The 21,064-nt window shown below is 69.1% G+C and carries 21 protein-coding genes; 11 read left to right on the top strand and 10 right to left on the bottom strand.

What is annotated here, in order from left to right; genetic code table 11:
* Positions 1 to 46 precede the first annotated feature (46 nt).
* Positions 47 to 370, top strand: a complete 324-nt coding sequence (locus tag OMW55_RS12655; RefSeq protein ID WP_264883612.1) for a hypothetical protein — start codon at positions 47 to 49, stop codon at positions 368 to 370.
* Here OMW55_RS12655 and hemW read toward each other — a convergent pair.
* Positions 367 to 1,539 carry a radical SAM family heme chaperone HemW gene (gene hemW, locus OMW55_RS12660; protein ID WP_264883613.1) on the bottom strand — a complete coding sequence of 391 codons (1,173 nt, stop codon included), beginning with the start codon at positions 1,537 to 1,539 and terminating at the stop codon, positions 367 to 369. The genes OMW55_RS12655 and hemW overlap by 4 nt on opposite strands.
* On the opposite strand from hemW, the gene OMW55_RS12665 reads away from it, so the two are divergent.
* A complete protein-coding gene (locus tag OMW55_RS12665) occupies positions 1,538 to 2,140 on the top strand; it encodes a CAP domain-containing protein (RefSeq protein ID WP_264883615.1) in 603 nt (200 codons plus the stop codon). The genes hemW and OMW55_RS12665 overlap by 2 nt on opposite strands.
* Here OMW55_RS12665 and rdgB read toward each other — a convergent pair.
* Positions 2,120 to 2,725 carry an RdgB/HAM1 family non-canonical purine NTP pyrophosphatase gene (gene rdgB / locus OMW55_RS12670; protein ID WP_264883617.1) on the bottom strand — a complete coding sequence of 202 codons (606 nt, stop codon included), beginning with the start codon at positions 2,723 to 2,725 and terminating at the stop codon, positions 2,120 to 2,122. The genes OMW55_RS12665 and rdgB overlap by 21 nt on opposite strands.
* Positions 2,722 to 3,432, bottom strand: a complete 711-nt coding sequence (gene rph / locus OMW55_RS12675) for a ribonuclease PH (RefSeq protein ID WP_264883619.1) — start codon at positions 3,430 to 3,432, stop codon at positions 2,722 to 2,724. The genes rdgB and rph overlap by 4 nt, the downstream gene beginning before the upstream one ends.
* A gap of 259 nt (positions 3,433 to 3,691) precedes the next feature.
* Between rph and hrcA the strand changes: the two genes are divergently transcribed.
* From hrcA to OMW55_RS12700, 5 genes are all read left to right on the top strand, one after another.
* A complete protein-coding gene (hrcA, locus tag OMW55_RS12680; protein ID WP_264884006.1) occupies positions 3,692 to 4,723 on the top strand; it encodes a heat-inducible transcriptional repressor HrcA in 1,032 nt (343 codons plus the stop codon).
* Positions 4,720 to 5,250, top strand: coding sequence for a nucleotide exchange factor GrpE (gene grpE / locus OMW55_RS12685; protein ID WP_264883620.1), 531 nt, complete (start codon positions 4,720 to 4,722; stop codon positions 5,248 to 5,250). The genes hrcA and grpE overlap by 4 nt, the downstream gene beginning before the upstream one ends.
* Before the next feature lie 52 nt (positions 5,251 to 5,302).
* The gene (locus OMW55_RS12690; protein WP_264883621.1) at positions 5,303 to 5,884 is read left to right on the top strand and encodes a DUF937 domain-containing protein; all 582 of its coding nucleotides are present in this window, start codon (positions 5,303 to 5,305) and stop codon (positions 5,882 to 5,884) included.
* Between the two features lie 77 nt (positions 5,885 to 5,961).
* Entirely contained in the window at positions 5,962 to 7,278 is a 1,317-nt protein-coding gene (locus tag OMW55_RS12695; protein ID WP_264883622.1) for an MFS transporter, read from the top strand.
* An 87-nt stretch (positions 7,279 to 7,365) separates the two neighbouring features.
* A complete protein-coding gene (locus OMW55_RS12700; RefSeq protein ID WP_264883624.1) occupies positions 7,366 to 7,971 on the top strand; it encodes a DedA family protein in 606 nt (201 codons plus the stop codon).
* A gap of 13 nt (positions 7,972 to 7,984) precedes the next feature.
* Here the strand turns inward: OMW55_RS12700 and OMW55_RS12705 are convergent, their stop codons facing one another.
* From OMW55_RS12705 to OMW55_RS12715, 3 genes are read right to left on the bottom strand one after another with little or no spacing between them, the layout of a single operon-like run.
* Positions 7,985 to 9,850, bottom strand: a complete 1,866-nt coding sequence (locus OMW55_RS12705; protein WP_264883626.1) for a DUF885 domain-containing protein — start codon at positions 9,848 to 9,850, stop codon at positions 7,985 to 7,987.
* Positions 9,847 to 10,302, bottom strand: a complete 456-nt coding sequence (locus tag OMW55_RS12710; RefSeq protein WP_264883628.1) for an NfeD family protein — start codon at positions 10,300 to 10,302, stop codon at positions 9,847 to 9,849. The genes OMW55_RS12705 and OMW55_RS12710 overlap by 4 nt, the downstream gene beginning before the upstream one ends.
* Positions 10,299 to 11,288 (bottom strand): SPFH domain-containing protein, encoded by a 990-nt coding sequence (locus OMW55_RS12715; protein ID WP_264883630.1) that lies wholly within the window; start codon positions 11,286 to 11,288, stop codon positions 10,299 to 10,301. Before OMW55_RS12715 ends, OMW55_RS12710 begins: the two co-directional genes overlap by 4 nt.
* 66 nt (positions 11,289 to 11,354) lie before the next feature.
* Here OMW55_RS12715 and OMW55_RS12720 point away from each other — a divergent pair, with 66 nt between their 5' ends.
* From OMW55_RS12720 to OMW55_RS12735, 4 genes are read left to right on the top strand one after another with little or no spacing between them, the layout of a single operon-like run.
* Complete coding sequence (locus tag OMW55_RS12720; protein ID WP_264883632.1) at positions 11,355 to 12,155, top strand: HpcH/HpaI aldolase/citrate lyase family protein; 801 nt, start codon at positions 11,355 to 11,357, stop codon at positions 12,153 to 12,155.
* Positions 12,156 to 12,192: 37 nt separating this feature from the next.
* The gene (gene guaB / locus OMW55_RS12725; RefSeq protein WP_264883635.1) at positions 12,193 to 13,671 is read left to right on the top strand and encodes an IMP dehydrogenase; all 1,479 of its coding nucleotides are present in this window, start codon (positions 12,193 to 12,195) and stop codon (positions 13,669 to 13,671) included.
* A gap of 3 nt (positions 13,672 to 13,674) precedes the next feature.
* A complete protein-coding gene (locus OMW55_RS12730) occupies positions 13,675 to 14,820 on the top strand; it encodes an RsmB/NOP family class I SAM-dependent RNA methyltransferase (RefSeq protein WP_264883637.1) in 1,146 nt (381 codons plus the stop codon).
* The gene (locus OMW55_RS12735; protein WP_264883639.1) at positions 14,817 to 15,350 is read left to right on the top strand and encodes a hypothetical protein; all 534 of its coding nucleotides are present in this window, start codon (positions 14,817 to 14,819) and stop codon (positions 15,348 to 15,350) included. Before OMW55_RS12730 ends, OMW55_RS12735 begins: the two co-directional genes overlap by 4 nt.
* Here the strand turns inward: OMW55_RS12735 and rsmA are convergent.
* The 4 genes from rsmA to OMW55_RS12755 form a co-directional block, all read right to left on the bottom strand.
* Positions 15,347 to 16,159, bottom strand: a complete 813-nt coding sequence (rsmA, locus tag OMW55_RS12740) for a 16S rRNA (adenine(1518)-N(6)/adenine(1519)-N(6))-dimethyltransferase RsmA (protein WP_264883641.1) — start codon at positions 16,157 to 16,159, stop codon at positions 15,347 to 15,349. The two genes, OMW55_RS12735 and rsmA, sit on opposite strands and share 4 nt — an antisense overlap.
* Positions 16,156 to 17,175 carry a 4-hydroxythreonine-4-phosphate dehydrogenase PdxA gene (gene pdxA, locus OMW55_RS12745; RefSeq protein ID WP_264883642.1) on the bottom strand — a complete coding sequence of 340 codons (1,020 nt, stop codon included), beginning with the start codon at positions 17,173 to 17,175 and terminating at the stop codon, positions 16,156 to 16,158. The genes rsmA and pdxA overlap by 4 nt, the downstream gene beginning before the upstream one ends.
* 52 nt (positions 17,176 to 17,227) lie before the next feature.
* Positions 17,228 to 18,697, bottom strand: coding sequence for a peptidylprolyl isomerase (locus OMW55_RS12750; protein ID WP_264883644.1), 1,470 nt, complete (start codon positions 18,695 to 18,697; stop codon positions 17,228 to 17,230).
* A gap of 70 nt (positions 18,698 to 18,767) precedes the next feature.
* Entirely contained in the window at positions 18,768 to 20,978 is a 2,211-nt protein-coding gene (locus tag OMW55_RS12755) for an LPS-assembly protein LptD (protein WP_264883646.1), read from the bottom strand.
* Positions 20,979 to 21,064 lie beyond the last annotated feature (86 nt).

The raw sequence follows: 21,064 nt of genomic DNA on the forward strand, positions 1-21,064 counted from the left end.
GATCTATTTGGAGTCATTCTTCACCCGTAACGGGAGGAGAACGGCCATGTTGTCACTGGTCTTGTTGATTGCTGCTGCCCCGGCCGCAGCGCCCAACACAGCCGCAATCGACCGCAGCCGAAGTGCGTTTGTTGCGTGCCTCAAGCAAGCAGCTACCGCTGCCAAAGCACCCGAGGTAACCGCCGACAGCTTCGCAGGTTACGCCCGCTCGCACTGCGCGGCGCAGCAGACCGCGCTGGTTGAGGCGATGGTCGCCTTTGATGTGCGCAACGGCGCGTCGCGCAAGTCCGCCGTCGAGGGAGCGGACATGGCGGTCGACGATTACCTGGAGACGGCCAAGAACAACTGGGCCGCGCGCCTCAGCAACTAGGCGGCAATCTCCGCGAGCACCCGGTCGAGCAGCAGGCGACCGGCAGGCGTGGTGCGCAAGCGCCCGGGTGATCGCTCGACCAGGCCAAGGGCAGCCAGCCGCTCGGTTGCACGCGGGTCGATCAATGGACGCCCGAACCGGCGTTCGAGCCGCTCCGGGTCGACTCCCTCCGCCAGGCGCAAGCCCATGACCAGCGCCTCGTCTGCACCCTCCTGGGCGGAAAGTGGTGCTTCCTCGACCATGCCGTGATTGTTCCGGGCAATGCCGGCCAGGAAGTTCTCCGGCTTACGGTGGCGGACGGTCCGCATGCCCAACCGCCGCCCATGGGCGCCCGGCCCGATTCCGGCATAATCGCGATAGCGCCAGTAAGTGAGATTGTGACGGCTCTCCTGGCCAGGCCTGGCGTGGTTGCTGATCTCATAGGCGGGCAGGCCCGCCGCGCCCGTCAACTCCGCCGTAGACTCGAACAGGTCGGCCGCGGCATCGGCGTCCAGCGGCTCGAACTTGCCGGCAGCATGGAGCGCGGCGAAGCGGGTGCCGGGCTCGATCGTCAGCTGGTAGAGCGACAGGTGCCCCGTCCCGAAGCCCAGCGCCCGCCCCAGCATCGCCGACCAGTCTTCCGGTGTCTGGCCGGGCAGCGCGTAGATAAGGTCGAAACTGACCCGGCCGAAGTGTCGCTGAGCCGTTTCCAGCGCACTTAGGGCTTCGTCCACACCATGCGCCCGTCCAAGAAAGCGAAGCGCCGCGTCGTCGAGTGATTGAACGCCAAGGCTCACCCGGTTGACCCCAGCCGCGGCGAGGTCGGCGAAGCGGGCGGCTTCGACTGAGCTGGGGTTGGCCTCGAGGGTAATCTCCAGGCCGTCGACGACCTGCCAATGCCCCGCCGCCGCTTCGATAACCGCTGCCGCCGTGGAGGGCTCCATCAGCGACGGAGTGCCGCCGCCGAAGAAGATGCTGGTCAGCCGGCGGCCAGGCAGCAGCCGCGCCTCGTGCGCCAGGTCGGCCAGCAGGGCGTCGCGCCATGCTTGCTGGTCGACGCGGTCGCGGACGTGGCTGTTGAAGTCGCAGTAGGGGCACTTGCTGACGCAGAACGGCCAATGGACGTAGAGCGCCAGCGGCTCGCCAGGCGACGATTTCTTAACGGTTGTGGCGGCAGTGTCCGGGGTCATGATCCGGGTCGTCCTTAGCCTTCTGCTCCTTGCCGCACCATGCACGGCCGCGACGGTTGTCGTTCCGATTCCGCCGGCGCGCCCCAACCCCAACTGGCCGGCGGCTGCCGACCGCAGCGACGGGCTGCTACGGACCACCGCCCTGGCACTGCACAACCAGACTCGTCGGGAGTTCGGGGTCGGGCCGGTCGTCTGGAACGACTGGCTGGCGAGCGAAGCGCGGGCCTACGCCGAGCGAATGGCCGCAACCGGCGTCTTCCGGCACGATCCGACGCCGGGACGTCGATCCAAGATGGGTGAAAACCTGTGGCATGGCACTCGCGGGGCCTTCTCCTATCAAATCATGCTCGGCCAGATGGTGGACGAGCGGCAGCATTTCCGTCCGGGCGTGTTCCCGGACGTCAGCGCCACTGGCGAGTGGGAGCAGGTTGCCCACTATACCCAGATGGTCTGGCCCTCCACCACGGAGGTGGGCTGCGCCGTCGCGTCGAACGCCAGCGACGATTATCTCGTTTGCCGCTACGCGCCGACCGGCAACATGGACGGCGTCGCGTTGATCCCGGCGCGCGGCGACGTGAAGCTAGCCCAAGGCCGCGACTAGTTTTCGGAACGCCTCGGCGCGGTGGCTGATCGCGTGCTTGGCGGCCGGCTCCATCTCACCGAACGTCTGCCCGCCGCCAACGGGCAGGAACATGGCGTCATAGCCAAAGCCATTAGCCCCGCGTGGAGGCCACACCAGGGTACCGTGGGCCTTGCCTTCGAAGCTCTCCGCGGTGCCGTCCGGCCACGCGAGCGACAGCACGCAGGTGAAATGCGCGTCGTGCCCGGCGTCGGGCCCAGCGGCTCCCACCTCCTGCCAGACCCGCTCCATCGCCCGGCCGAAGTCGCGCTCGCCACTCTCGTTCTCGGCCCAGCGCGCCGAGTGGATGCCCGGCTTCCCGTGCAGCGCATCGACGCTGAGGCCGCTGTCATCGGACAGGGCTGGCAAGCCGGTCAGGTCCGCCGCCGCGCGAGCCTTCAGCTCGGCATTGTCGACAAAGGTGACCCCGGTCTCCTCGGGCTCGGGCAAGTCCAGCTCGGCCGCGCCGACGCAGTCGATCCCGAACGGCGCCAACAGCTCGCGGATTTCCCGCAGCTTGCCGCTGTTGTGGGTCGCGATGACCAGCCGGGGGCCGATCGCCTTCACCGGCCGACCGCCTTCAGCTGCGCCTCGAAAATCTGCGCGCAGCCGATCCGCGCGAGGCGAAGCAGCCGCAGCAGGGCTTCCTCGTCGAACAGCGCGCCTTCGGCCGTGAGCTGGGCTTCGACGATGTTGCCGTCGCCCGTTAGCACGAAGTTGCCGTCGCTGTGGGCATTCGAGTCCTCGAGGTAGTCGAGGTCGAGCACCGGCGTGCCCTCATGGATGCCGCAGCTGACCGCGGCCACCTGGGTCTTGATCGGGTCGCCCGACAGCTGGCCCATGAAGCCGTTCACCGCCAAGCGCAGGGCGACCCAAGCGCCCGAGATGGCGGCGGTGCGGGTGCCGCCGTCGGCCTGGATCACATCGCAGTCGAGCACGATCTGGCGCTCGCCGAGCAGCTTGAGGTCGGTCACGGCGCGCAAGCTACGGCCGATCAGCCGCTGGATCTCCTGCGTCCGGCCCGACTGCTTGCCCTTGGCCGCCTCGCGCGCGCCGCGAGTGTGGGTGGCACGGGGCAGCATGCCATATTCGGCGGTGACCCAGCCAGAGCCCTTGCCCCGCAGGAAAGGCGGCACCTTCTCCTCAACGGAAGCGGTGACCAGCACGCGGGTGTCGCCGAAGCTGACGAGGCAGCTGCCCTCGGCATGCTTGGTGAAGCCGGGCTCGAACGCAAGCGAGCGCATCTGGTCGGGGGCGCGGCCGCTGGGGCGCATTGAATTTCTCCTCAGATCGAAACGGCGGCCTGCCTAGCGGCGGCGGGTGCGGTCGTCACCCCGTTGCGGCCGACGGGAAACGGAGAAAAACATACCACTGTCCACTTCGTCCACTTCGCTTCCGGAACGATCTTGTGCGGTTCGAAGGACCGGCGGAAGATCCCGGCGATGCTGCCACATCGATTGGGCAGTAGGACAGCCTTCCGTTGCCGAGGCACCCGGATTGAACGGACGGCACGGCACGCCCTACATGGGCGGCATGACCCTGCCGATCACCGAACTGACCGACCGCATGCGGGCGATCTTCGGCCTGGTGGTGGAAGCCTATCTGGAGCGCGGACAGCCGGTCGGCTCCCGGGCGCTGGCCGGCACCGTGAACCTTTCGCCCGCCTCCATCCGCTCGGTTCTGGCCGAGCTGGAGGAGCGCGGACTGCTGACCCATCCGCATACCTCGGCCGGGCGGATGCCGACCGAGACCGGGCTCAGGCTGTTCGTTGACGGGATCATGCAGTCGCACTTGCCCGGGCGCGAGGAGCGGGCGGCGATCGAAGGCCGGCTGCGCGACCGGCCGCTGGAAGAAGCGCTTGCCAACGCGACGGCGGCGTTGTCCGGCCTGTCGGCGTGCGCCGGCGTGGTGGTCGCGCCCAAGCTGGAGCCGCGGCTGAAGCAGCTCTCCTTCGTGCCGCTGGGGCAGGCGCAGGCGCTGGCGGTGCTGGTCGGCACGGACGGCAGCGTCGAGAACCGGGTCGTGAACCTGCCCGCGGGCACAACCGCCATGGCGCTGGCCGAGGTAGCGAACTTCGTCTCCGCCCGCTTGTCCGGCCTGACCCTTGGCGAAGCCGAAGCGCGGCTGCGCCGGGAAATGGCGGACCGCCGCGAAGCGATCGACGCCGCCGCGGCCGAGCTGGTGGCGAGCGGGCTGGCGGAGTGGCGCCAGGATGCCCGGTCGCGCCCGGTGCTGATCGTCCGCGGCCAGGCCAACCTCATCGATGAGAGCGCCGCCGCCGACCTCGACCGGGTCCGCCGGCTCCTCGAGGAACTGGAGGACCGGCAAGAGATCGTCCGCCTGCTTGAAAGTGCGCGGGAAGGGCAGGGCTGCCGCATCTTCATCGGGTCGGAGAACCGGATGTTCGCACTGTCGGGCTCCAGCGTCATCGCCGCGCCTTACCGCGACACGGCCGGCGAGGTGGTCGGCGTGGTCGGCGTGATTGGCCCGACGCGGTTGAACTATGCGCGGGTGGTGCCCATGGTGGATTACACAGCACAAGCACTGACGAGATTGATGGGATGATGCAGGACGATCTTCACGACCAGGCCGAGGAACTACGCGAGGACACGGCCGCCGACTCGCCCGAATTGCAGGAGCACGACCGCGTGGCCGAGCTCGAGAAAGCGCTGGAGGAGGCCAACAACAAGGCGCTCTATGCTGCTGCCGAGGTCCAGAACGTCCGGCGGCGGCTTGAAGGGGAGCGCGACTCCGCCGCGGCCTACGCCTCGACGGGCTTTGCTCGCGACATGCTGGCGGTGCGCGATCACCTGGACCGGGCGCTGGCCCATGTGCCCGTCGGCAGTGACGAGAACTTCGTGTCAGGCATCCAGGCGACGCTGCGCGAGCTCGACTCCGTCTTCGCGCGGCACGGCATCGTGCGGGTGGAGTCCAAAGGCCAGCCGCTCGATCCCAACAAGCACCAGGCCATGATCGAGATTCCGTCGGCCGACGCCGAGCCGGGAACGATCGTGGAAGAAATGCAGGCCGGCTACATGCTCAAGGACCGGCTGCTGCGGCCGGCGCTGGTTGGGGTGGCGAAGGCCGACTGAGGCTTTCGCCCCGCTTCACCGGCAATCCGGCGCGAAAGAGGAACTGCCGACGTTGGCGGCGATTAGCTTTGCCACCATCCACCCGGGAGAGTTCACCGCCATGTCCATGCTCGACGCCCTCATGCAGCAGGGTGCTGCCAATTCTATCAGCCGTGACCTCGGCGTCGACCAGCAGACCGCGCAGACCGGCCTGGCGGCGCTGCTGCCGGCCGTGCTCGGCGGCATGCAGAACCAGGGGCAGGCGCATCCGCAGGGCCTTGGCGGTCTCGCGGGCATGCTCGGCGGCCTCGGCGGCGGCGGCCTGCTCGACAACGCGCTGGGCCAGCAGCCGACCGATGTGAACCAGGGCAATCAGGTGCTGGGCCAAGTGTTCGGCAGCAAGGACACCAGCCGCACGGTGGCGACGCATGCCGCCCAGCAGACCGGCCTGTCGCCCGACCTCCTGAAGCGCATGCTGCCGATCGTCGCCATGCTGGCCGCGGGCTACTTCGCCAAGCAGGCCGGCGGCCAAGGCGGCGCGATCGGCGGGGGCGGCGGCATGGGCGGCATGCTCGGTTCGCTGCTCGGCGGCGGCGCGGGCGGGGCCAACCCGCTGAACAGCATTCTTGGCGGGCTGATGGGCGCGGGACGTTAATCCTGCCGGACGCCGGCGCTGACGACGGGCTGCCGCTACCTCGCCGCTACTGGGCGGCAGCTGCGATCTGGCTGGCGTTGGCGATGGCCGTGCTCGACGGCTCCATCGCCAACGTCGCCCTGCCGACCATCGCGCGCGAGATTGGCGCCTCGCCCGCGACCAGTATCTGGATCGTCAACGCCTACCAGCTGACCATTACCGTCCTGCTGCTGCCGCTGGCGGCATTGGGCGACCAGATCGGGTACCGCCGCGTCTACATCCCGGGGCTTGTGCTGTTCACCCTGGGGTCGCTGGGTTGCGCGGCGGCAGGCGGGCTGACCGCCCTGATCGCCGCACGGGTCTTTCAGGGTGTCGGCGCGGCCTGCATCATGAGCATGAACGCGGCGCTTGTCCGGTCGATCTATCCCGCCACGATGCTTGGGCGAGGAATTGGCTACAATGCGATGGTGCTGTCGGCTTCGGCGGCGGCAGGACCAACTCTGGCGGCCTTCATCCTCAGCGTCGGATCGTGGCCTTGGCTGTTCCTGATCAACCTGCCAATCGGCATCGCGGCTGTCGTCGTGGGCCTGAAGGCGCTGCCGAACGCGCGCGGTCAGGGCGGCCGGCTGGACGGCGTGTCGGCGCTGCTGAGTGCGCTGATGATGGGCTGCACGGTGTCCGGCGCGGAGCTGGCGACGCGGTCGAACGGAGCGCTTGGTGCAGCGCTGGTCGCAATCGGCGTGGGTTCGGGCGTCCTGCTGGTCAGGCGCGAGTGGGGCGACCCGGCGCCGCTCTTTCCTGTCGACCTGCTGCGTAGCCGCATCTTCAGCATGTCGATCGGCACCTCCACCGTCTCCTTCGCCGCGCAGATGCTGGCGTTCGTGACCTTGCCTTTCCTGTTTCAGGCGGTGCTGAACCGGAGCGCATTTGAGACCGGGCTGCTGATGACGCCCTGGCCGCTTGCACTCGGGGTGGTCGCACCGATCGCCGGGCGGCTGGCGGACAAGGTGCGGGCGGGGCTGCTCGGCGGCATTGGGCTGACCATCTTCGCCGCTGGCCTGTTCGCGCTGTCGCGGATGGGCACGGAGCCGCAGACCTGGGACATCGCCTGGCGCATGGCGCTGTGCGGCATCGGCTTTGGCCTGTTCCAGTCGCCCAACAACCGCACCATCGTCAGCGCCGCCCCGCGCGAGCGGTCGGGCGCGGCCGGCGGCATGCTGGCGACCGCGCGGCTGCTGGGCCAGACCACCGGCGCGGTGATCGTCGGCGCCGCCTTCCACCTGGCCGGCGTGCGCGCCGGGCCGGGGCTGCTGCTTGCGGCGAGCATCGCGGCGCTCGCGGCCGCCGGGCTAAGCTTGCTGCGGCTGCGAGCACCGCGAACGACGCATCGCTTGCCGGAGGCCGCGCTGGACTGAATTCGGCAAGGTTACTGACCGCGAGAAGACGCAAGCGGCTTCAGCTGATCGGTTGCCGGCTATTCGCGGGAGGGGCATGGCGCTCCAATGCATCACGCGGTCAGCCACTGGGTCGAGCAATATGGGGTGCTCGGCGTGTTCCTGGCGGCGTTCCTTGAGGGCGAGCTGGGCGTGGTGGTGGGCGGTGCGATGGCGCACCTCGGCCGGTTGAGCGGGCTGCACGTGCTGCTCGCGGCATGGAGCGCGGCGGTCATCTCGGCGCAACTGTTCTTCGTGGCCGGCCGCTCGCAGCGGGACGCGCGCTGGGTGCACAAGGTCACCGACAAGCGCGCCTTTGCCTTGGCGATCCGGTGGATCGACCGCCACCCGCGGCTGTTCTGCCTGGGCTATCGCTTCGTGTATGGCATGCGGGTGGTTGGGCCGGTGGCGATCAGCCTGAGCCACATGCCGGCGAGGACCTTTCTGCTGTTCAACCTGTGCACCGCGCTTGTGTGGGCGTGCGTCGGCGTGGGGCTCGGCTGGTGGTTCGGGCCCGAGCTGGCGCATCTGGTGCGGCGCTGGTTCACGCTACAGCGTTTCGCGGTCGCAAGTGCGGTGGCGCTGATGCTGTTCGTCGGGCTCATCGCCTGGCGTGCGCGGCGCGCCGCCCGGCGCCGGGCCGAGGCGCTGGCGGTGGCCGAGTTGCTGGATTGAATAGGCCGCGTGGTCAGGCGCGGCCTTGCCGAATGTACTCGTCGACGTTCAGTGCCAGCACGTCCATCGGCACGTTGCCGCCCAGCACCACCGCATCGTTGAAGTCGCGTAGGTCATAGGCCGCGCCGAGCGCCGCCTTGGCCTTGTCGCGCTGACGGTTGATCTCCTGGTGGCCAACCTCGTAGCCGCAGGCCTGGCCGGGCCAGCTGCAGTAGCGGTCGACTTCCGAGGCGACTTCCAGCGGGTTGGAGCCGTTGCGCTCGACGAAGAACTGAACGCCTTGTTCTCGGGTCCAGCGCTTGGCGTGAATGCCGGTGTCGACCACCAGCCGGCACGCGCGGAAGCCGATGGACTGGAGATAGCCGAGCCGACCGACCGGGAAGTCGTCGAACACGCCCAGCTCATCCGCCAGCTGCTCGGCATAGAGCGCCCAGCCTTCCGAATAAGCGTTGAAGGCGAGCAGGGTGCGGATCAGCGGCAGGTGAAAGGTGTACTCGCCCTGCCAGACGTGGCCGGGGATGGCTTCATGATGGGCCAGATCCGGCAGGCTGTACCTGCTGTGCAGGTCGGTGGTGCGCAGATTGATCCAGAATTTGCCCGGGATCTTCCCATCGGGCGAGCCAGGCCCGCCGTAGGCTCCAGGTGCGCCCGGCTCTTCTTCGGGCGGCAAACGCTTCACCTCCAGATTGCCCTTCACCAGCGTGCGGAAGCCGCGCGGCAGCTGGGCGCGGATGATGCCGAGCCGTTCCTGGATGAAGGCCATGATCTCGGCCCGGCCCTTATCGCCGGGGCTGAACTGATACTTAGGGTCCTTGGCGAGCGCCTGCATCCGCTGCCCAACAGTGCCTTTGGTGTAGCCGAGCTGGCGCAGGATCGGGTCCATTCGCCCGTGCAGCTGGTCGAGCGTGCGAAGGCCCAGCTGGTGGATTTCCTCCGGGCTCATGTTCGTGGTCGTGCTCGCCCGCAGTGCATAAGCGTAGTAAGCGTCACCGCCCGGCCGCGCCCACATGCCGGCGGCGTCGGTGGCCTGCGCGCGCTGGCGCTGCAATTCGGCGATCTGCCGCTGCAGGGCAGGGGCGACCTCGCGAGTGGCGATGGCGCGGGTGCGCGCGTCCCAGCCGCCGGAGATGTTCTTCTCCCGCGTGCGGCGGACAAGCGACTCGACCAGCCCGCCGCCCTTGGCGGCATCAGTGGCAGATTGGGTCAGTTGCTTGACGGCCTTGTCGATCAGGAAGCCGGGCGGGATCAGGCCCTTGGCGGCGGCGGCCTGCATCCGGCCGGTCTCGCCATCCAGCTGCGCCGGATATTGCGCCAGGCGCGCGACATAGGCCTCCGCGTCCGCCGCGTTCTCGATCAGGTGATCGGTGTCGAGGAACTTGGGGGTATCGAGATAGGCGCCGACATTCTGGATCACGACATAAGGCGTGTTGCGCCACCCGCCGACGGCGACGTCGCCGTAGGGCTGCGAAAAGCCAAGCAGGCCCGTCCGGTACGCGCTCTTGATTACTTCCAGCGTGGTGCGGGTCGAGTGGCTCAGGGCCGACAGGTCGTAGCCGTCGATCTGGCCAAGATCGTTGCGGATGGTCGCGGCGAAGCGCTCCTGGCCGGCCTGGCTGCGGTCCGACAGCTGGCTGCGCAAGGCCGCATATCGGCCCTTGTCGACGTTGTTGCCGGTGGCGCTCTCCGGCGAGAGCCGGAGGAGGTGGTCGGTGACGGTGTCGATCAGCCGCTTGGCGCCCGCCTCGTCTAGCGGCGCCTTGCCCGTGGCGGTCGCTGCCACAGCCGACACGGGCGAGGGAGCGGTGGCAGTGGTGCAGCCGGCGGTGGCAGCGGACGAGGCGAGGAGGCCGAGGGTCTGGCGACGGGTGAGTGCGTTCATGCGCTCAGCCTAGGCGCACCCTCCACCCGCAGGCAATTGCCTTCAGCGCCGACCACTCGCACCAGTTCGCCAGGCTGAGCAGGGCCGCCGCGCGCGGACCACTCGCTGTCGCCGACCCGAACCCGGCCGCCATGCTCGTCCACGGTCGAGACCACCGCCACCGAGCGCCCGATCAGCCGGGCGGAGCGGTCGTTCAGCAGCGGGTCCGGGCTGTCCACGATGCGATTGGCGTAGACCTTGCGCCCGATCGCAACGGCCAGGGCGGTGTAGATGGCGAACAGGACCAGCGCGGGCCCGACGCCAAGGTCGAACAGCAGCACGAAAGCGCCGGTGACCATCGCCGCGGCGCCGATGAACAGCAGGAACACGCCGGGCGCCACCAGCTCGGCCATCAGCAGCAGCAGGCCGCCGATCAGCCACCACCAACCGGGCGCAATTTCGCCCAGGTTCATTCGGCCGCTTCCTGTCGACCTGTGCGGGGCAGTCCTGCGCGGCCTGCCGGCGAGCGCAGCTCCAGCGGTGGTTCGGCGTCCTGCCCAAGCGCGGCTTTCGCCAGCTCACCGATACCGCCGAGGCTGCCGATCAGCTGGGTCGCCTCCACCGGGAACAGGATCGTCTTGGCATTGGGCGACGTCGCGAATTGGCTGACCGCTTCGACATACTTCTGGGCGATGAAGTAGTTGATCGCCTGCGCATTGCCGCCCGCAATGGCGTCCGACACTAGGGTCGTGGCCTTGGCTTCCGCTTCCGCTCCGCGCTCGCGCGCTTCGGCCTCGCGGAAGGCGGCTTCGCGCAAGCCTTCGGCTTGCAGGATCTTGGCAGCCTTTTCGCCCTCCGCTCGCAGGATCTCGGACGCGCGCAGGCCTTCGCTTTCCAGGATGTTGGCACGCTTCTCGCGCTCGGCCTTCATTTGCCGGGTCATGGCGTTGACGATGTCGGCGGGCGGGCGAATGTCCTTCAGCTCGACCCGGGTGATCTTGACGCCCCACGCCTCGGTGGCGTGGTCGACCACCTGCAGCAGGCGGACGTTGATCTCGTCCCGCTTGGACAGGGTCTCGTCCAGGTCCATCGAGCCCATCACAGTGCGCAGGTTCGTGGTCGAAAGCGCCATGATGGCGGTGTAGAGGTCGCTGACCTCGTAGGCCGCCTTGGCGGGCTCCAGCACCTGGAAGAACACCACGCCGTCGACCGCGACCATGGCGTTGTCCTTGGTGATGATCTCCTGCCCCGGGATGTCGAGCACCTGCTCCATCATGTTGATCTTGCGGCCGACCCGGTAGAAGAACGCCGGCACGAAGTTGAAGCCCGGCTCCGCCACCCGCATGAAGCGGCCGAAATGCTCGATGGTGTAGCGATAGCCCTGGTGGACGATCTTGATGCTCATCATGGTGTAGAGCACCACCAGGATCGCAACGAACAAGGTGAACGTGGTCAGCATGGTATTCCCCGCTAATTCGTCGGTTTGTTATGCCCCGTCCGTGCGGCCAAGCGAAGCGGAATCGAGATGAGCGTGAACCTGTTCGGCAGACGGTCGGCGCTGTTTCTTCCCGCGAGCAATCCACGCGCGGTCGCCAAGGCGCGGGAAGCGGGGGCGGACCTGGTCATCCTCGACCTGGAGGACGCGGTGAAGGAGGCCGACAAGGACGCGGCGCGGGTCGCAGCGGTGGCGGCGGTCGCGACCGGCTGGCCATGCCCGGTGGCGATCCGGGTGAACGGCTTCGTCACCGACTGGCACGGTGCTGACGTGGAGGCGGTCGCCGGCTCCAGCGCGGATTTCGTGGTGGTGCCACGAGTGGATGGGCCGGCCGTGCTGCAGGAGGTGCTGGCTCTGACCGGGAAACCGGTGGCGGCGATGGTTGAAACCGCGTTGGGCGTCCGGCGCGCGTGGGAGATCGCGGAGAGTGCGGCGGCGCTGATCGCTGGCACCAACGACCTGGCCGCGGACCTGCGGCTGCCGACCAGCGGCCGCCGGCCGGCGCTGCAGACGGCGTTGCAGACAATCGTGCTGGCGGCGCGCGCAGCGGGGAAGCCGTGCTTCGATGGTGTCTACAACCGGCTCGACGACCCGGACGGCTTCAGTGCGGAGGCGGGCGAAGGGCGTTCGCTCGGCTTCGATGGCAAGACCCTGATCCACCCGAACCAGGTCGCGCCGTGCCATGCCGCCTTCGCGCCTTTACCCGAGGAGGTTGCCCGCGCAGAACGGCTGGTCGCCGCGGCGAGCGGCGGAGCGCAACGGTTCGAGGGTGAGATGATCGAGCGGATGCACGTGGAGGCCGCCGAGCGGTTACTGGAGCGCGCCCGCTAGCCCTTGCCGAATCACGCCGGTCCGGCCAAAGGCGCGCATGGCCGACCTCCTCAACGCTCCTGACATCCCGCTGGGCCTGACGTTTGACGACGTCCTGCTGCAGCCGCTTGAATCCAGCGTGCTGCCGAGCCAGGCGGAGACTGCCACCCGCTTCACCCGCGACATTCCGCTGCGCATCCCCTTGCTGTCCAGTGCGATGGACACTGTGACGGAAACGGACATGGCGATCGCCATGGCGCAGCTGGGCGGCATCGGCGTGCTCCACCGCAACCTCGACGTCGAGGCGCAGGCCGCTGCCGTGCGGGCCGTGAAGCGCTTTGAAAGCGGCATGGTCGTCAACCCGATCACCATGACTCCCGATCAGACGCTGGCCGAAGCGCTGGAGCTGATGCGCTTCCACAAGATCAGCGGCATCCCGATCGTGCAGGCATCGGGCAAGCTGTGTGGCATCCTCACCAACCGCGACGTCCGCTTCGCCGAGAACCCGCGCCAGCCGGTATCCGAGCTGATGACGCGCGAGAACCTGGCGACGGTGCCGGCCGGGACAGGCCAGGAGGAGGCGCGTAGGCTGCTGCACCAGCGGCGGATCGAGAAGCTGCTGGTGGTGGACGACGGAGGCCACTGCGTCGGCCTGATCACCGTCAAGGACATCGAGAAGGCCGTCGCGACGCCGGACGCCACCAAGGACCCGGAAGGTCGCCTCCGTGTCGCCGCTGCCAGCACCGTCGGCGACAAGGGCTGGGATCGCAGCCAGGCGCTCATCGACGCCGGTGTCGACTGCATCGTGATCGACACCGCCCATGGTCACAACACGGACGTCGCCCGCGCCGTTGAGCGGGTGAAGACCGCGTCCAACCGCGTTCAGGTGGTGGCCGGCAACGTCGCTACGGCCGACGCCGCCAAGGCGCTGATCGATGCTGGCGCGGATGCCATCAAGGTCGGGATCGGCCCGGGCTCCATCTGCACCACCCGGATCGTCGCCGGGGTCGGCGTGCCGCAGCTGACGGCGGTCATGAACGCCGCCTCGGCCGCGCGGGGCAGCAGCGTCCCGGTGATCGCCGACGGCGGCGTCCGCACCAGCGGGGACATGGCCAAGGCGTTGGCGGCGGGCGCGTCGACCGTGATGGTCGGCTCGCTGCTGGCCGGCACGGAGGAAGCGCCGGGCGAGGTGTTCCTCTACCAGGGCCGCGCCTACAAGAGCTATCGCGGCATGGGTTCAGTCGGGGCCATGGCCCGCGGCTCGGCCGACCGCTATTTCCAGCAGGACATCAAGGACCAGATGAAGCTGGTGCCGGAGGGGATCGAGGGGCAGGTGCCGTTCAAGGGTCCGGCCGCGACGATCGTCCACCAGCTGGTCGGCGGTGTGAAGGCGGCGATGGGCTACACCGGCTCGCGCTCGATTGCCGAGTTGCAGGAGCGGGCCCGCTTCATCCGCATTACCAACGCTGGCCTCAGCGAAAGCCACGTCCACGACGTCGCGATCACCCGCGAGGCGCCCAACTATCCGGCCCGCTAGGTCGTGACTCCGGCCGCGCGCGCCCAGGCAGCGATCGAGATCCTGGACGAGGTTATCGCCTCGGCGCGCAGCGACGGGCCGCCGGCGGACGCGATCGTCACGGCCTACTTCAAGACGCGGCGCTATGCCGGCTCCAAGGACCGGCGCGCGGTGCGCGAGCTGGTATTCCAGGCGGTGCGCCACTCGGCCGAGGTGCCGGCGACCGGCCGCGCGGCGCTGCTGCCGATTGCCCGCGAGCTGTTCGACGGTTCGCCGCATGGTCCTGCGTCGGCCGCGAGTGAGGAGCCCGAAGCCAAGCCGGGCATCGTTCCGGCCTGGTTGCTGCCCGAGCTTTCACCACTGGCCGAGGTCACGTCCGCGTTGGTCGAACGAGCGCCGCTCGACCTGCGCGCCAAGCCGCCGCGTGAGCCGCTGCTGCCCGCGCTGCCGGATGCGGAGCCGACGCCGCATAGCCCGTGGGGGCTGCGGCTGCCGCCCGACACGCGCATCTCCGACCACCCGGCGTATCTGGAAGGCCGCGTCGAGGTGCAGGACGAGGGCAGCCAGCTGATCGCGCTCGCCTGCGCGCCCATTGCCGGTCAGCGACTCGTCGACCTATGTGCCGGCGCCGGCGGCAAGAGCCTGGCGCTCGCCGCGGCCGCCCCCGGTGCCCAAATCATCGCCTGTGACATCAGCCTGCCGCGCCTGCGGCAGCTCGGGCCCCGCGCGGAGCGGGCAGGGGCGACGATCGCGACCCGCTTGCTCGATCCGCCGCGCGAAGCCGATGGCCTCGCCGACCTCGCGGGGAGTGCTGACGTGGTGCTGGTCGACGCGCCCTGCTCCGGCTCGGGCACGTGGCGGCGCAACCCGGAGGGGCGCTGGCGACTGACGCCCGAGCGGCTGGAGCGATTGCTTGGCACCCAGCGTCGCGTGCTCGACCTCGCCGCACCGTTGGTGAAGCCCGGCGGCCGGCTGGTCTATGCGGTTTGCTCGCTGCTGGCGCGCGAAGGCGCGGGGCAGTCCGCGGAGTTCCTCAGCCGCCATTCATCGTTCGAAGCCGAGGATACAGGCATCGCCGCCGGGCGTTGTGACGGGGTGGGACGGCTGCTCACTCCCGCGCATGACGGTACGGACGGCTTTTTCATGGCGCGGTTCCGGGTTAGACCATGACCCGGGCCGAGTGGCTGGAGACGATGATGCGCGTGTTGCCGATTGCGGGTGCCTTGGGGATCATGACGGCGCTGATGGCCAGTTCGGGCCAGAGCCAGGTGCCGGATGCGCAGCTCAATCCGCTCTCCGTCCAGCTGCTGAAGCAGGGCGAAGCGGCGCTGTCGGCGGGCAACTTCCAGGCGGCCGACGATGCGCTGGAAACCGCGCTTGCGGTCGACCCGCGCAACCGGCAGGCGTTCGTCTCGCTGGCTCGGGTGGCCTCGCGCCAGAAGCTCTACGGCCAGGCGATCCGCTACACCAACAAGGCGCTGCTGCTGGAGCCGAACGACGTCAACGCGCTGGCGGTGCAGGGCGAGGCGCTGGTCGACATGGGCGCTGGCCCGCGTGCGCAGCAGACGCTGGCGAAGGTCAAGCAGCTGTGCGGCGCCAATGCGTGTCCGCAGGCGACACAGCTCGCCGCCGCCATCGCCCGCGGCCCGGCCGTTGCCGCGACCACTCCAAGGCCGGCGCCGACCACCAAGACGAATTAACTCAGCGCGCGGGCGAGGGCGACAAACTCGTCCACGCTGACGGTTTCGGCCCGGCGTTCGCCGGCAATGCCGAGCTGCTCGAGCGCATTCAGCGCACCGGGTACCCCCTTGAGGCTCTGGCGCAGCATCTTGCGGCGCTGTCCGAACGCGGCGGCGGTGACGCGTTCGAGAACGTTTGGGTCCACGCCGTCGGGCTGATCGGCGGGGACGAGATGGACGACGGCCGAGGCAACCTTGGGCGGCGGGGTAAAGGCGCTGCGATGGACCGGCAGGGCGAGACGCGGCCTGGCCCGCCACTGCGCCGCTACCGAAAGCCGGCCGTAATGCTCGCTGCCGGCGGCAGCTACGATCCGCTCCGCGACCTCCCGCTGGAACATCAGTGTCAGGCTGCGCCACCAGGGTCGCCAGGGACCTTCCAGCCAGCGCAGCAGCAGGGCGGTGCCGACATTGTAGGGCAGGTTCGCGACGACGTGGCCGCCATCCCCCACCACAGATTGTTCATCAATCTTGAGCGCGTCCTCCTCGATCACCGTCAGGCAACCGGGGAAGGCGGCTTCCAGTTCGGCCAGCGCGGGCAGGCAGCGGCGGTCTCGCTCAACGGCGATCACCCGCGCGCCGGCCGCCAGCAGCGCCGACGTCAGGCCGCCCGGGCCGGGGCCGACCTCGTAAACCGTCTGGCCCTCGAGCGGACCGGGGATTGCGGCGATCCGGCCGAGCAGCTGCCGGTCGAGGATGAAGTTCTGCCCCAGCGCCTTGGACGCGCTGAGGCCATGTCGGGCGATGACCTCGCGTAAGGGCGGCAGGCTCACAGCCCGGGAACGGGCGAGTTGGCCGCACGGTGGGCGGCGCAATCCGCCGCCATGCGCATCGCCGCCGCCATCGCCCGCGGATCGGCCCGGTCCTCACCGGCGATGTCGAACGCCGTGCCATGGTCGGGTGACGTGCGGACGATAGGCAGGCCCAGTGTCAGGTTGACGCCTTCTTCGAAATGCAACGCCTTCAACGGGATCAGCGCTTGGTCGTGGTACATGCACAACGCGGCGTCGTAGCGGGCGCGGGCGGCGGCATGGAACATGGTGTCTGCCGGGTAAGGGCCGCTGACCTGCCAGCCTTCCGCTTGCAGCGTCTCGATTGCGGGCTGAATCACCTCGATCTCCTCGCGGCCGAGGGCGCCGCCTTCGCCGGCATGCGGGTTGAAGCCGGCCACGGCCAGACGCGGCTCGGCCAGCCCGAAGTTGCGCTGCAAACCGCGCAGGGTCGCCCGCGCGCGTGCCTCGATCAAGCCGGGCGTCAGCCGGTCCGCCACCTCGCGCAGCGGCAGGTGCGTAGTGACCGGCACCGTGCGCAAGGTCGGCCCGGCAAGCATCATCGCGACATTGCCCGGCGACACGCCGCAGCGCTCGGCCACGAACTCGGTCTGGCCGGGGTGGGTGAAGCCGATGGCGTAGAGCTGCTGCTTGCTGACCGGGCCGGTGACTACCGCGGCGACCGAGCCCGACCTGGCGAGCCCGACCGCCAGCTCCAGGCTGTCGAGCGAGCAATGCGCGCCGGCCATGGTCGGACAGCCGGGCACACTGCTGCCCGCCGCCGGCACCGCCAGCAGCGGCAGGCCATGGGCGAAGGCGTCCGCGGCGTGGCGGGGATCATCGATGACAGCGATGTCGCCGTCCCAGACCTGGGTCAGGCTACGTGGATCGCCAACCGCCACGAAGGGCGGCAGGCCGAGCGCGCGGCGTCCGTCCCAGCACTTGGCGACGACCTCAGGCCCAACGCCGGCCGGATCGCCAAGCGATACGGCTAGTGGGAGCAGCAGGGGAGACGCCATCGGCTAGGCCGTTAGCCCACGCCCGGGCTGACGCGCAACGATGCGGCCGGCCCTAGCGGAAGTCGATCACGGCATCGCGCCGCAGGTCGCGCAGGAAACGGCGGGCACGCAGGTTGACGCGCTCCTCCGTCAGCTGGGCGGCAACCTGCTCGCGGTTGGGCGCGCTCGCGTCCGTCGGCTCGTCGCGACCGCAGATGACCAGCACCCGGACGCCCTCGTCGATGTTGCCGAACGGCTGGGTGGCTTGGCCGACCTGCATCGGCAGCATCATCTGCTGCAGCACCGGCGGCAGGTCGCGCAGCTTGACCGCGTCGCTGGTCACCACGTCGCCCCGGAAGTCAGCTGCGAGCTTCTCCGCGCCGCCGCAACCGCCGACGCTGCGCGCCGCTGCTGCGAAGCGCTGCACCGTCGGCTCGGCCGCGGTCCGGGCAGTGCCCTTGGGAAAGCTGATCGACACCTGCTTGAGGCTCAGTTCTGCATCGCGCGGGTCGGCGGTCAAAACCTTGCGCGTGTCCTGCACCGCGATGATCGAGAAGCCGCCCGGTACCCGGATCGGCTGGCTCAGCGAGCCCGGCTGCATCTGACGCAGCACGGCCGACAGCTGGTCGGGCAGCTGCTCGGGCCGTACCCAGCCGAGGTCGCCGCCAACCGAGGCGGTGGTCGCCACCGAATATTGCCGGGCATAGCCGACGAAGCTGCCGCCCTGCTGGATCGCCGCCACGATCTTCCGGGCGTTGGCCAGCACCTCGGCCTCGTTGGTCGGGTTCGCCTCTAGGTAGATTTCGCCGACGCGGTACTCAGCCGCGCCCTTGGACGCATTCAAGCGATCGATCACCGCCTTGACCTCGTCGTCGCCGACGTTGACCTGGCTCTCGATCTTCTGCCGCTGCAGCCGCTGCCAGGCAATCTCACCTTCGACCTGCCGCCGCATGGAGCGGATCGAGCTGCCATTGGCCTTGAGGTAGGTGGCCATCTGCTCCGGCGTCTGCTTGATGTTCTGGGCGACGCGGGCGATCGTGCGGTCCACGTCGGACTGCTTGACCTCGATTTCCGCCGCCTTGGCCGCCTGCATCTGCAGCGTCTCGTCGATCAGGTTGCGCAGCACCTGCACGCGCAGCCGCTCGACTTCGTCCTGCGGGATCTGTCCGCCCTGAGAGATCGCCAGCAGCGCCAACCTCTGGTCGATGTCGGTCTGGGTGATCACCTCGCCGTTGACGATGGCACTGGCCTTCACGACCGACGGCATGGCCGAGCCGAAAACGGTGACGTTGGTTGGGATCCGCAGGCCGGCGGTCGTGTTCGGACCCGCCGCGGCGCTCGGGGACGGCCGCTGAATGGTCTGGGCCGGCTGAGTGGTCTGGACCCGCTGAGCGGTCTGGGCCGGCTGAGTGGTCTGGGTCCGCTGAGCGGTCTGGGCCGGACGAGGTGCTGCCGCTCGCGAACGAGGTTGCGCAGCCACTGCGGCCATGCTCGCTCCGGCGATCATCGCCGCGGTTGCCAGAAACTTGATGCGCGCTGCCACTTGGCGGTAATCCCTTGTTATTGCTGAATACGCACTGCGCGAGGACCGCTGAACCGCCGATGAGCGGCGCCTAGCGGTCCAACCCCTTCAGGGTTAGGCGGAACTGGAACGTGCTGCCTTCCTTGAGGAAATTGACGCGGTCATAGTCGCGCCGCCACGAGATGCCAATTGCGAGGCAATCGTCCTCATAGTCGAGGCTCACGCGGTGGCGGACCGGTTCGAACCCGTCGGCCAGCGATAGCGGGTCTTCCTCGGTGTCCGTGAGGTCGAGCACCGTGGCGGCGAATACCGACCAGTAGCGCTTGAACTGCCAGCGTCCGGCGAGCCGCAGCTCCTCCTTGTCGCGCAGGTCCTCCGTCGTGGTGTCGATGTCGCGGTTCAGGCGCAGGTAGCCGATCCGGGCGTAGGTCTGGTCGGTGCCGACCGTCAGGTCGACTTCGTTGCGGCGGACGGCGAACGTGTCCTTGTCCACCCGGAAGCGGTGGGTGAGGTCGAGGAAGCGGCCATATTGCACGCGGGTGCGCCCGACGATGTCCGACCAGCGGTCGGTCAGGCCCGTGCCCTCCGGGTAGATGCGCTCGTCCCGGTTCAGGCGATAGCTTTGGCCGACCGTAGTGGTGATCGCCAGGCGCGGCCGGTCGAACGACCAGTCGACGCCATAGGTGACTCGGCTGCCGTCTTCCCACCGGTCGTAGCCGGGAAAACGGTTGAGCGCGAACAGGTTGCTCGCCTCCAGGTCGACCGCCCGGCTGTCCTCGTTGGGGATGGAGAAGTTGCTCGTGGGCGGCGTCAGTACCAGCTGCAGGCGCGGAACCAGCCGCTGGATGCCGCCCGCCAGCGGCCCGATCAGCGGCCAGCGCGCCTCGGCGGCGGCGGCGGCGATGGTCCGGCCATGCCAGCCCTCCTCGCCGCGGTAGATCAGGCTGGCGGTCTTCTCGACCTCGTCCGTATGGTAGACGTCGCCGCGCAGGTAGCCGGTCAGCTGCAGCTCCTGGCCGAACGACGTCAGCCAGCGTCGGTCCCAACGGGCGGCGGCGAACGCCCGCTGCGTGTCCTGTCCATCGCGGCGGAGGATGGCGAGGCTGTTGGCCTGCAGCTCGACCCGGCCGCCGATCGCCGGTGGCTCCAGCCGGAAGCGGGCGTCGATGGCGGGCAGGGCGAGCGGGATCGCCGCCTGCCGGTCGGTGGAACGCAGGCCCTGAAAGGACCAGGCGGCCAAGCTGACGTAGCTGTCGAGGTCGATCCGCTCCAGGTTCAGGAACGAACGGAGCTTGTCCTCGCGGGTGATGTCATACCGGCGGGTCAGCGTCTTGTCGGTCGATCGGCGGATCTGTCCGGTCAGGCTCCACAGCGGGTCGAACTGGAATTTGCCATTGGCGTCGACATAGGCGCGGATGCCGTTGTCGCTGTCGGGATCCGAGGCCTGGTTGTCGCCCACGGTGGCGAAGCCGCTGACCTGGAACGCGCCCAAGCGGTCCAGCTCGCGATACTTGGCCTCGATCGACGGCAGGGAACCGGTGTAGAGCCGCGGCGTGATTGTCAGGTCGCGGTTGGGCGCAAACGAGAGGTGATAGGGAACGCCCAGTTCGAACCCGTTGCGGCCCGACAGCTTGATCTCCGGGAACAGCACGCCCGATGCGCCGCCGCTGCCGCCACCCGTGCTGAGCGCGAAGATCGGCAACAGCGGGAGGGGAATGCCGAGGATCTCCAGCCGGCCCCGGCTGAAGCGGACGCGGTTGCGCACCGCATCATAGCGAACGCGGGCGGCCGTGACCTTCCAGCTCGGCCGGCGGGGGGTGCAGCCATCGTCCCGGGTGACCGGACAGGGCGAGTAGACCGCGTCGCGCAGCGTGGTGACGTCGCCCGTGCGGGTGGCGCTGCGCGCCGCCAGCCGGCCGCCATTCTCGAACACGACCAGCAGGTTCTCGACCGTGGCGTCCTTGAGTTCGTCCGTCAGGATCGCCCTGTCGCCAACGAACTTGTCGCCCTGCGGATTGAGCAGCACCACCTTGCCGGTGGCGACCACCTGACCGGTCTGGCGATTCCACACGACCTGGTCGGCAGCGACATATTGCCCATCCCGCGACGCCCGCACGCGGCCCGCGGCGGTGACCGTCTCCGCCTCGTCGTCGTAGGTGACAATATCGGCGCTGAAGTCGACGTCCTGCGCACTCGGCACCACGGACACGGGGACGGCCGTGGTTGGGGGCGCGTCCTGCGCCGCCGCCGGGACGGCGAGCGCAAGGATCAGCGGCAGCGCCGTCCAGCCCAACTTCCCCACCCTCAACGTCCTGACGCCCGCTCGCCTGTTTTGTCCTGATGCCCGGCCTATCGCACCTCACCCGAGTGGCGGCAATGCCTTGCATG

This window comes from Sphingomonas arvum (genome assembly GCF_026013565.1).
Taxonomy (GTDB): domain Bacteria; phylum Pseudomonadota; class Alphaproteobacteria; order Sphingomonadales; family Sphingomonadaceae; genus Sphingomicrobium; species Sphingomicrobium arvum.

Excerpts from the sequence above, each read along its gene's own strand:
- OMW55_RS12655 (WP_264883612.1), top strand. The coding sequence starts at position 47 with ATGTTGTCACTGGTCTTGTTGATTGCTGCTGCCCCGGCCGCAGCGCCC.
- OMW55_RS12665 (WP_264883615.1), top strand. The coding sequence starts at position 1,538 with ATGATCCGGGTCGTCCTTAGCCTTCTGCTCCTTGCCGCACCATGCACG.
- hemW (WP_264883613.1), bottom strand. The coding sequence starts at position 1,539 with ATGACCCCGGACACTGCCGCCACAACCGTTAAGAAATCGTCGCCTGGC.
- rph (WP_264883619.1), bottom strand. The coding sequence starts at position 3,432 with ATGCGCCCCAGCGGCCGCGCCCCCGACCAGATGCGCTCGCTTGCGTTC.
- hrcA (WP_264884006.1), top strand. The coding sequence starts at position 3,692 with ATGACCCTGCCGATCACCGAACTGACCGACCGCATGCGGGCGATCTTC.
- grpE (WP_264883620.1), top strand. The coding sequence starts at position 4,720 with ATGATGCAGGACGATCTTCACGACCAGGCCGAGGAACTACGCGAGGAC.
- OMW55_RS12700 (WP_264883624.1), top strand. The coding sequence starts at position 7,366 with ATGCATCACGCGGTCAGCCACTGGGTCGAGCAATATGGGGTGCTCGGC.
- OMW55_RS12705 (WP_264883626.1), bottom strand. The coding sequence starts at position 9,850 with ATGAACGCACTCACCCGTCGCCAGACCCTCGGCCTCCTCGCCTCGTCC.
- OMW55_RS12710 (WP_264883628.1), bottom strand. The coding sequence starts at position 10,302 with ATGAACCTGGGCGAAATTGCGCCCGGTTGGTGGTGGCTGATCGGCGGC.
- OMW55_RS12715 (WP_264883630.1), bottom strand. The coding sequence starts at position 11,288 with ATGCTGACCACGTTCACCTTGTTCGTTGCGATCCTGGTGGTGCTCTAC.
- OMW55_RS12720 (WP_264883632.1), top strand. The coding sequence starts at position 11,355 with ATGAGCGTGAACCTGTTCGGCAGACGGTCGGCGCTGTTTCTTCCCGCG.
- guaB (WP_264883635.1), top strand. The coding sequence starts at position 12,193 with ATGGCCGACCTCCTCAACGCTCCTGACATCCCGCTGGGCCTGACGTTT.
- OMW55_RS12735 (WP_264883639.1), top strand. The coding sequence starts at position 14,817 with ATGACCCGGGCCGAGTGGCTGGAGACGATGATGCGCGTGTTGCCGATT.
- pdxA (WP_264883642.1), bottom strand. The coding sequence starts at position 17,175 with ATGGCGTCTCCCCTGCTGCTCCCACTAGCCGTATCGCTTGGCGATCCG.